This is a genomic window from Albimonas sp., from assembly GCF_055129145.1.
The window spans coordinates 1-9,157 of the sequence record NZ_JBSRTQ010000159.1; the positions used below are offsets into that span (position 1 = coordinate 1).

At 68.6% G+C, this 9,157-nt stretch carries 8 protein-coding genes and 1 pseudogene; 3 read left to right on the top strand and 6 right to left on the bottom strand.

The window, feature by feature from the left end:
- Positions 1 to 25 precede the first annotated feature (25 nt).
- From ccoP to ACTB72_RS18315, 5 genes are all read right to left on the bottom strand, one after another.
- A complete protein-coding gene (ccoP, locus tag ACTB72_RS18295) occupies positions 26 to 919 on the bottom strand; it encodes a cytochrome-c oxidase, cbb3-type subunit III (RefSeq protein ID WP_463038447.1) in 894 nt (297 codons plus the stop codon).
- A 1-nt stretch (position 920) separates the two neighbouring features.
- On the bottom strand, positions 921 to 1,154 hold the full coding sequence (locus ACTB72_RS18300; protein WP_463038448.1) for a cbb3-type cytochrome c oxidase subunit 3: 234 nt from the start codon (positions 1,152 to 1,154) through the stop codon (positions 921 to 923).
- A gap of 15 nt (positions 1,155 to 1,169) precedes the next feature.
- Positions 1,170 to 1,898, bottom strand: a complete 729-nt coding sequence (ccoO, locus tag ACTB72_RS18305) for a cytochrome-c oxidase, cbb3-type subunit II (protein WP_463038449.1) — start codon at positions 1,896 to 1,898, stop codon at positions 1,170 to 1,172.
- Between the two features lie 13 nt (positions 1,899 to 1,911).
- Positions 1,912 to 3,519, bottom strand: a complete 1,608-nt coding sequence (ccoN, locus tag ACTB72_RS18310) for a cytochrome-c oxidase, cbb3-type subunit I (protein ID WP_463038450.1) — start codon at positions 3,517 to 3,519, stop codon at positions 1,912 to 1,914.
- A gap of 425 nt (positions 3,520 to 3,944) precedes the next feature.
- Positions 3,945 to 4,706: a Crp/Fnr family transcriptional regulator gene (locus ACTB72_RS18315; RefSeq protein ID WP_463038451.1), complete on the bottom strand. Its 762-nt coding sequence runs from the start codon at positions 4,704 to 4,706 to the stop codon at positions 3,945 to 3,947.
- Positions 4,707 to 5,013: 307 nt separating this feature from the next.
- On the opposite strand from ACTB72_RS18315, the gene ACTB72_RS18320 reads away from it, so the two are divergent.
- On the top strand, positions 5,014 to 7,275 hold the full coding sequence (locus ACTB72_RS18320) for a GumC family protein (protein ID WP_463038452.1): 2,262 nt from the start codon (positions 5,014 to 5,016) through the stop codon (positions 7,273 to 7,275).
- A 242-nt stretch (positions 7,276 to 7,517) separates the two neighbouring features.
- Here ACTB72_RS18320 and ACTB72_RS18325 read toward each other — a convergent pair whose 3' ends face one another.
- On the bottom strand, positions 7,518 to 7,709 hold the full coding sequence (locus ACTB72_RS18325; protein ID WP_463038453.1) for a DUF1674 domain-containing protein: 192 nt from the start codon (positions 7,707 to 7,709) through the stop codon (positions 7,518 to 7,520).
- A 124-nt stretch (positions 7,710 to 7,833) separates the two neighbouring features.
- Between ACTB72_RS18325 and htpX the strand changes: the two genes are divergently transcribed.
- Positions 7,834 to 8,808: a zinc metalloprotease HtpX gene (gene htpX, locus ACTB72_RS18330; protein WP_463038454.1), complete on the top strand. Its 975-nt coding sequence runs from the start codon at positions 7,834 to 7,836 to the stop codon at positions 8,806 to 8,808.
- A gap of 1 nt (position 8,809) precedes the next feature.
- Positions 8,810 to 9,157, top strand: a pseudogene (locus tag ACTB72_RS18335) (hypothetical protein); the annotation flags it as partial.

The window sequence follows — 9,157 nt, forward strand, 5'->3', positions numbered from 1 at the left end:
CCGCAAGGCGGGCCGGGGCGTCAGGTCACTCGGTCGCGCCGCCGCCCAGCGAATGGACGTAGAGCGCCACCTGCTTGATCTCTGCGTCGCTCAGCCGCGACGCCCAGGACGGCATCACGCCGAAGCGCGCATAGAACACGGTCTGGGTCAGCGAGGCCCGGTCGCCGCCATAGAGCCAGATCCGGTCGGCCAGCGCCGGCGCGCCCAGGTCCTGGTTCCCCTCCGCGTTCTCGCCATGGCAGGCCACGCAGTTTTCGGCGAAGACCACGGCCCCCGGTTCGGCCAGCGCCGGGTCGGCGTCGTCATGGGTCAGGCCGTAGACATACTCAACCACCTCGGCGATCTGCGGCTTCTCCAGCAGACCGTCGACGCCGAAGGCGGGCATCTGGGAATAGCGGGTCTGGTCATCCGCCTCCCAGCGCACGCCATGGGCGATGGTCTGGTGGATCGCCTCGCGCGTGCCGCCCCACAGCCAGTCGTCGTCGTTGAGGTTCGGATAGCCGATCCCCCCCGCGGCGCCCGCGCCATGGCACTGGGCGCACCAGCCGCGGAAGATCGCGGCGCCGCCGGCCTGGGCGAATTCCATCAGCTCGGGATCCGCCGCCACCTCGTCCACGGTCATCGCCGCGATCCGGTCGGTGTAGATCGACTGGGCGGCCTTGTGTTCGGCGATCGCCTCGACCACGTTCTCGCGCGACGAGAAGCCCAGCACGCCCCCCGTCGCCTCCGAGATCAGCGGCCAGGCCGGGAACGCAACCGTGTAGGCCACGCCCCAGATCACCGTGCCGTAGAAGGTGTAGAGCCACCAGCGCGGGAGCGGATTGTTCAGCTCCTTGATCCCGTTCCACTCGTGCCCCGTGGTCTCGACGCCCGAGACTTCGTCGACATCCTTGCGATCGGGGGTGTTGTGATCGGCCATCTCAGCGCTCCTTGTCCGCAGGGGCCACAGGGGCGGGCGCGGGGGTCGGCAGCGGCGCGTCCTCTTCCAGCCGCGAGAGATCGTCGTCGCGCAGCGGGATCCCGGCGATGTCCTTGTGCAGGGCCCGCGTGCCGGGGCGGAAGGCGAAGGCCACCGCGCCCAGGAAGAAGGTCAGCATCCCCAGCAGCCACCAGCTGTCGGCGAAGTGGCGCATTACGGTGTAGGTGTCATGCATGTCTCGCCCTCCCGCTCAACGGTTCGGCTCGATCTGGTAGGTCGAGAAGTCGACCATCGTGCCGAGCACCTGAAGATAGGCGATCAGCGCGTCCAGTTCGGTGATCTCGGCGCGCCCGTCGAAGTTGCGGATCTGCGCCTTGGGATAGGCCTCCAGCAGCGCGTCGTAGCGGTCGCTGTCCGGATCGACCTGGGCGACCAGGTCGGCCTTGGCATTCTTCGCCATCTCCTCGGTATAGGGCACGCCCACAGCGACCTGAGCCGCGATGTGGTCGCCCACATGCTCGAAGTCGAGCGGCGTCTCGATCAGGTGCGGATAGCCCGGCATGATCGATTCCGGCACCACCGAACGGGGGTTGTGCATGTGGTCGATATGCCAGCCGTCCGAATAGCGCCCGCCCACCCGCGCCAGGTCCGGCCCGGTCCGCTTGGAGCCCCACTGGAACGGATGGTCGTACATCGACTCGGCCGCCAGCGAGAAATGCCCGTAGCGCTCCACCTCGTCGCGCATCGGCCGGATCATCTGGGAATGGCAGACGTAGCACCCCTCCCGGATGTAGATGTCCCGCCCCTTGAGCTCGAGCGGGGAATAGGGGCGCACCCCCTCCACCTTCTCGATGGTGTTCTTCAGGTAGAACAGGGGCGCGATCTCCACGATCCCGCCGATCGAAACCACGATCAGCGAGCAGACCAGGAGGAGCGTGGCGTTGCGTTCGAGAACGCCGTGCTTGTTGATGATGCTCATGACTGTCCCTCCCTCACTCGGCCGGGACGGCCGAGGGGACGGCGTCCTTCTTCTCGGACGCGGTGATGGTCATCCAGATGTTCCAGACCATGATCAGCGCGCCCGCCAGGAACATGCCGCCGCCCATGGCGCGGATGATGTAATAGGGGTGCAGGACCGCGACGGTGTCGGCGAAGGAGTTCACCAGGAAGCCGAGGCTGTCGTACTCCCGCCACATCAGGCCCTGGGTGATCCCCGAGACCCACATGGACGACGCGTAGAACACGATGCCGATGGTCGCGAGCCAGAAGTGCCAGTTGACCGCGGGCAGCGAATAGAGCGCCTTCTTGTTCCACAGCCGCGGCACCAGGAAGTAGATCGCGCCGAAGGTGATCATGCCGTTCCAGCCCAGCGCGCCGGAATGGACGTGGCCGATGGTCCAGTCGGTGTAGTGGCTCAGCGAGTTCACCGCCTTGATGGCCATCACCGGCCCCTCGAAGGTGGACATGCCGTAGAACGCCACGGCGATGGTCAGCATCCGCAGCACCGGGTCGGTGCGCAGCTTGTCCCAGGCGCCCGACAGCGTCATCAGGCCGTTGATCATGCCGCCCCAGGACGGCATCCACAGGATCACCGAGAACACCATGCCCAGCGTCTGCGCCCAATCGGGCAGCGCGGTGTAGTGCAGGTGATGGGGGCCCGCCCAGATGTAGAGGAAGATCAGCGCCCAGAAATGGACGATGGAGAGCTTGTAGGAATAGACCGGCCGCTCGGCCTGCTTGGGGATGAAGTAGTACATCATCCCCAGGAAGCCGGCGGTCAGGAAGAAGCCCACGGCGTTGTGGCCGTACCACCACTGGGTCAGCGCGTCCTGCACGCCCGAGAAGGCGGAGTAGCTGACCGAGCTGAACACCGACACCGGCACCGCCAGATTGTTCACGATATGCAGCATGGCGATGGTGATGATGAAGGCCAGGTAGAACCAGTTGGCCACGTAGATATGCGGCTCGCGCCGCTTGATCAGCGTGCCCATGAACACGGCCAGATAGGCGACCCAGACGATGGTCAGCCAGATGTCCACGTACCAGGTCGGTTCCGCGTATTCGCGGCCCTGGGTGCCGCCGAGCACGTAGCCGGTGGCGGCCAGCACGATGACCAGCTGATAGCCCCAGAACACGAACCACGACAGGCCGCCGCCCCACAGCCGCACCGCGCAGGTGCGCTGCACCACGTAGAACGAGGTCGCGATCAGCGCGTTGCCGCCGAAGGCGAAGATCACCGCCGAGGTGTGCAGCGGCCGCAGCCGCCCGAAGGTGGTCCAGGGCAGATCGAGATTGAGCGCCGGGAAGGCCAGCTGCAGGGCGATGACCACGCCGACCAGAAAGCCGACGATTCCCCAGCCGGCGGTGGCGATCACGCCGTAGCGGATCACTTCGTCCATGTAGCCGCGGTCATGGGCGGGTTCGGCGACCACGCGCGCGGGCTCGCCGGCGCGGCGCAGTTGCCAAAGGAACATGCCGACGGCGACCGCCAGCACGATGAGCGCGTTGACCTGGTAGGCGAGGTCGCGCGCGAAGCTCGCGGCGACCATCGCCATGACGGCGACGAACGCCAGCACGATCAGTTTGAGTGTCGAGGCCAATGTCCCCTCCTTCGCCGCTCAGATCGCGGCTTGTCGTGGAGGACGCCCTTCGGCGCCCACGCTGCGGATGCCATTGACCCCGGCGATCACGGCCCCGCCTTGATCCAGGTCAACACAGGATAGCGACGTCCCGCCTCCGCGCCATCGCATCGCGAAGCCTACGGGCCCGAGGGCGGGATATTTACTAACGATTTTAAACAAATACGTTAACATGGCGTTTCCGCGAGACCCGGGCGCCGACCCGCCGCGCCTCATGCGTCCCGCAGTCGCAGGCATGTCCGGATCGCAGCCGGATGAGGACGGACCGGCGGCAGAGGGATCGGAGAACCCGCGATGCGACCGCCTTCCGGCGGACGCCGGGCGCCGCCTCAGTTCGGTCCGTGAGATCGGGAGGGTCGAACCGGCGGCGCGCGCGCCGAACCGGGTCAGTCCAGCTCGGAATCGCCGCCGGCTGCGGCGAGCAGGGCGCTCCAGCTCGGGATCAGCAGATGACGGGCGTCGATCAGCTCGATCACGCCCGCCTTCTTCAGCGCGCTGACCTGGCGGCTGACCGTCTCGATGGTCAGGCCCATGAAATCGGCCATGTCCTCGCGGCTCATCGGCAGGACCAGCATCATCCCGTCGATCGGATCGCGCTTCTCCAGCCGAAGCGCCCGCCGCGCGGTCAGCGCGAAGAACGAGCACATCTTCTCCTGCGCCGACTTCCGGCCCAGCAGCACCATCCACTCCCGCGCCGAATCGAGCTCGTCGAGGGTCATTTCCAGCAGCCGCCGCTCCAGCGTCGGGGTGGCGCGCAGCGCGGCCTCGAACTGGGGGCGGTCGAAGGCGCAGAGCCGGGCGTCGGTGACCGCGACATATTCGAAGGGCGACACCGGGCTGAACGGCCGTCCGACCATGTCGCCGGGGAACAGCAGTCCCACCACCTGGCGGCGCCCGTCGGGCAGCAGCCGCGACATGGAGGCGACGCCCTCCACCATGGTGCCGAGAAACGGCGCGCGCTCGCCCATCGCCAGAATCGGGTCGCCGGGGCGATAGGCGCGGTAGGTCTTGATCGCGCTCAGGAACTCGAGCTCTTCGACCTCGCAATGCGAGCAGACGGCATGCTGACGGATCGCGCAGTCCACGCAATGCGACCGCCCCCGCAAGTCGGTGGCGCTGGGCGCGGCGGGGTGAGCCATCACTTTCATCGTCGTTCCAGTTTGAGCAATTACCGGCGCACGTCAACCGCGCTGCCGGACCCGCGCCCGCGGACGTTCGCCCGGGCGCGCGGCGTCTATCCCGCGGCGGCTAGCCCGCGCCGGCGACCGCCGCCATGGGCCCCGTCGCCGCGGCGCCCCCCACCTGCCGGACGAGGCCGCCGGGCAGCGTCAAACTTTCGCGTGCACGCGACCGGAACTCCTTGTTATGACTGCCTCTGGATGTGTACGGGGTGACGTGGTTTCCGCGCAGGGTGTCCGGGGGGATGCTCGGGTCGGAAATCCGAACGGAGAGGTGATGCCGGTGGACGATTATCCGGGGACCCGGCGCGATGCGCCGGAACAGACTGGCGATCTGCCGGAACGGCGGCGCCATGCCGCCGCCGATACGCCTCGAACGATCGACGAAAAGCCCGACGACCTGACCTTCGAATCGCTCTTCGCCACAGTCTGGCGGCGCAAGGGAACGATCGCGGCCTTCGGATTCGGCTTCGCGATCCTGATCATGGCCTTCGTCTACACGCTGACGCCGTTCTACAAGGCCACCGCCGTGGTCATGCTCGATCGGGATGAGCCGCAGGTCATCGATGTCGAGAGCGTCGTCTCCGGCGTCAGCACCGACTATTACTCGATCCTGGCCGAGGCGCAGGTGCTGCGCTCCCGTGCGCTGGCCGAGCGCGTCGTCGTGGCCGAGAATCTCGAGCAGGATCCCTATTTCAACCCGCTGCTGCTGCCGCCGCAGGATCCCAGCATGGTGGGCTACGTGCTCGGCGGCGCGGTGGGGCTGCTCAAGACCGTGATCCGCGGCGCGGTGACCGACGAAGACGCCGCCGTGCCCCAGGGCCGCGACCAGCTCGACGAAAGCTACTGGATCCGCCAGCACGCCATCGACCGCCTGGTGGGCTCGCTCGAGGTCAAGGCGATCGGGGACACCTATGTCTATGGTCTGACGATCGAGACCCCCAGCGCCCTCAAGTCGGCCAAGCTCGCCAACAAGGTGGCCGAGCTTTACATTCTCGACCAGCTCGAAACCAAGTTCGAGGCGACCCAGAAGGCCACCGAGTGGCTGTCCAACCGGGTCGACGAACTGAAGATCCAGCTCGAGAAATCCGAAGCGCGGGTGGAGGCCTACAATTCCTCGACCGCCCTGATCTCCGAAGCGGCGCTGGCCGGCATGAACCGCCAGCTCAAGGAGCTGCGCGAGCGGGTGACGGCGCTGAACGCGCAGGAGATCGACGCCTCCGCGCGGGCCATCCAACTGGAGCAGATGCTGGACGCCGACGACTTCGCCGGCTTCGCCGTGCTGTCCAACCAGCCGCGCCTGGAGACTCTGGCCGCCGACATCGCCGAAGAGGCGGCCGGAAGCCCCGCCCGCGACGTTCTTGCGGCGCGATTCGCCGCCACGGCGCGCCGGGTGCTGTCCCAGACCGTTACCGAACGCGACCGCGCCGCCAGCCAGTCGGCGGCGGTGTCGAGCTCGATCCTCGATCTGGAACGGCAGCTTCAGTCCCAGACCCAGGACATGGTGGAGCTCCGCCAGCTGACCCGCGAGGCCGAGGCCGACCGCCGGATCTACGAGCAGTTCCTGCGCCGCCTCAACGAGACCTCGGTCCAGCAGGGCGTGCAGCAGGCCGATGCGCGGGTGCTGTCGGAAGCGGTGGTGAGCTTCTCGCCCTCCTACCCGCCCAAGGTGCTGGCGGTGCTGGCGGCCGGCTTCTTCGGCGGCCTGTGCGGCATCGCCTTCGTGCTGATCGTCGAGCAGATGAACAACGCCTTCCGCTCGTCGGAGGAGCTGGAGAAGGCCACCGGGCTCGCGGTGCTGGGCAGCATCCCCATCGCGCCGGTGCGGATGCGCCGCGGCGTGCTGGATTACGCGGTGGAGCGACCGTCCTCGGCCCTGGTGGAGGCGATCCGGAACCTGCGCACCGGCGTGCTGCTGGCCAATGTCGACCGTCCGCCCAAGGTGGTGATGCTGAGCTCGTCGCTGCCCAAGGAAGGCAAGACCACCTGCTCGCTGCTGCTGGCGCAGAACGCGGCCGGCCTAGGCAAGAAGGTGCTGCTGGTCGAATGCGATCTGCGCCGCCGCACCTTCCGCACCTATTTCGCGGGCGCGCCGAAGCATGGCCTGATGTCGATCCTGTCGGGGGAGAAGACCTTCGACGAGGTGGTGCATCACGACCCGAAGGTCGGCTTCGACGTGGTGATGGGCGAGGAGACCAAGGTCAACGCCGCCGACATCTTCGCCTCGCAGCGTTTCCGGCAGTTCCTGCAGGAGGCGCGGGACCGCTACGACTTCATCGTGATCGATACGCCGCCGGTGCTGGCCGTGCCCGACGGCCGGGTGATCGCGCCGCTGACCGACGCGGTGATCTACTGCGTACGGTGGGATTCGACCCACAAGGATCTGGTCAGGAACGGTCTCGCCCAGTTCACCCAGATCAAGGTGCGGGTCGCCGGTCTGGCGCTGACCCAGATCAACACCAAGAAGATGGCGAAATACGGCTACGGCGGTTACAACTACTATTACTACAAATCGTCAGGCCGGTACTATCACAACTGAGGTCTCGCCTGCCGCTGATCGCGGGCCGCGCCGAACCGCCGGCGCGGCCCGCTTCTTTTAAAGCCTGGAGAGGGGCTGCTTCCACCAAGGACGCTTCGGAGCTTGCCGGCTGGCCGCCACCGGAGACGGTCCCGCCGGCGGCCCCGCTCGCAACGCCGCGCGGGCGCCCGGGACGGCCCTTCGGGACGGTCGTCGCGCGGCGACGCCCGTCACGGGCGCCCATCGCCTCGAGTTCCGGATTCTCAGAAATCCGAGACGATGCCCTTCTTCTCCCAGTCGCCGAAGCGCGTCGGCTCCGGCCCGTCGCGGCCGCCCAGTTCGCGGGGCAAAGCCGGCGCATCCGCGTCCCTCGCCCGCCGCGCCTCGGCCTCCGCCAGCGCGCGGACGGCGGCGGCGCGCAGACGCGCCTCTTTCTCGTCGGTCGTTCCGGTCATATATGTCTCCCGAACCTGATGGGCGCGCGCCCGTTCCCTGCCGACATAGGCCGGTCGGACCCCGGGCGCAAATCCGCGCGGAGCCTCGCGCCGCCCCTGACCCCGAGCCGTGGACCCGAAACCGATGAACTACGTCAAGACCGCGATGCTCCTCGCTTTCCTGACCGGCCTTTTCGGCGCGGTCGGGTTCCTGATCGGCGGCGCCTCCGGCGCGCTGATCGCGCTGGTCGTGGCGGTGGGCATGAACGCCTTCGCCTACTGGAACTCCGACCGGCTGGCGCTCGCCGCCCACCGGGCGAAGCCGGTCGACGCCGCCTCCGCCCCCGATCTTCACGCCCAGGTGGCCGAGCTCGCCCGCAATGCCGGCCTGCCGATGCCGCGCGTCTACGTGATCGAGACCGACCAGCCCAACGCCTTCGCCACCGGCCGCGACCCCGAACATGGGGCCGTCGCCGTCACCACCGGCCTGATGCGCAGCCTCAACCGCGACGAGCTCGGCGGCGTCATCGCCCATGAGCTCGCCCATATCCGCAACCGCGACACGCTGATCATGACCATCGCCGCCACCGTCGGCGGCGCGATCTCCATGCTCGCCCAGTTCGGCCTCTTCTTCGGCGGCGGCCGCGACCGGGGCGGGATCGGCATGATCGGGACCATCGCCGCCGCGCTCTTCGCGCCCTTCGCCGCGATGATGATCCAGATGATGATCTCTCGCACCCGCGAATACGCCGCCGACCGCGCCGGCGCGCAGATCTGCGGCGATCCGATGGCGCTGGCTTCCGCGCTTTCCCGAATCGCCGGCGGCGGCCAGTCCCGCCCGATGGAAAGCGCCGAGCGCGACCCCGCCACCGCCCATATGTTCATCGTCAACCCGCTCGCCGGCAAGGGTGCCGACAGCCTGTTCTCCACCCATCCCGCCACCGCCAACCGCATCGCCGCGCTCGAGGCTCTGGCCGCCGAGATGGGCGACGCCGGCCGCCCCGCCGCCCCTTCCTCCGGCCCGTGGCGCTCCGGCGCCCGGTCCTCGGCCCAGCCGGTGAAGGAGAGCCGAACCCGGGTTCCCCGCGCGGGCGGCCGATCCTCCGGCCCCTGGTCCTGATATGAACGACGCCCCGCGCCCCCCGCGCGCCGACCGGCCCGATGGCGCCCCTTCCCGGCGCAGCCCCAAACCCGGCCGCAAACCCACCCGAAAACCCGACGCCAAGGCCGCGCCGCCTGCGCCGAAACCCGCGCCGCTCCCCGCCGCCGACCGGCCCCATGCCGACCGGGCCGAGGCGTTGCGCCTGATCGCGGGCGTGCTCGACCAGGGCCGCTCCCTGACCGAGCTCACAGCCCACGCGCCCGCGCTCGCCCCCGCCCAGCGGGCGCGCGCCGGGCGGCTCGCCGCCGAGACCCTGCGCCGCGCCGGCCAGGCCGACGCCGTTCTGAAACGCTTCCTGCGCCGCGCG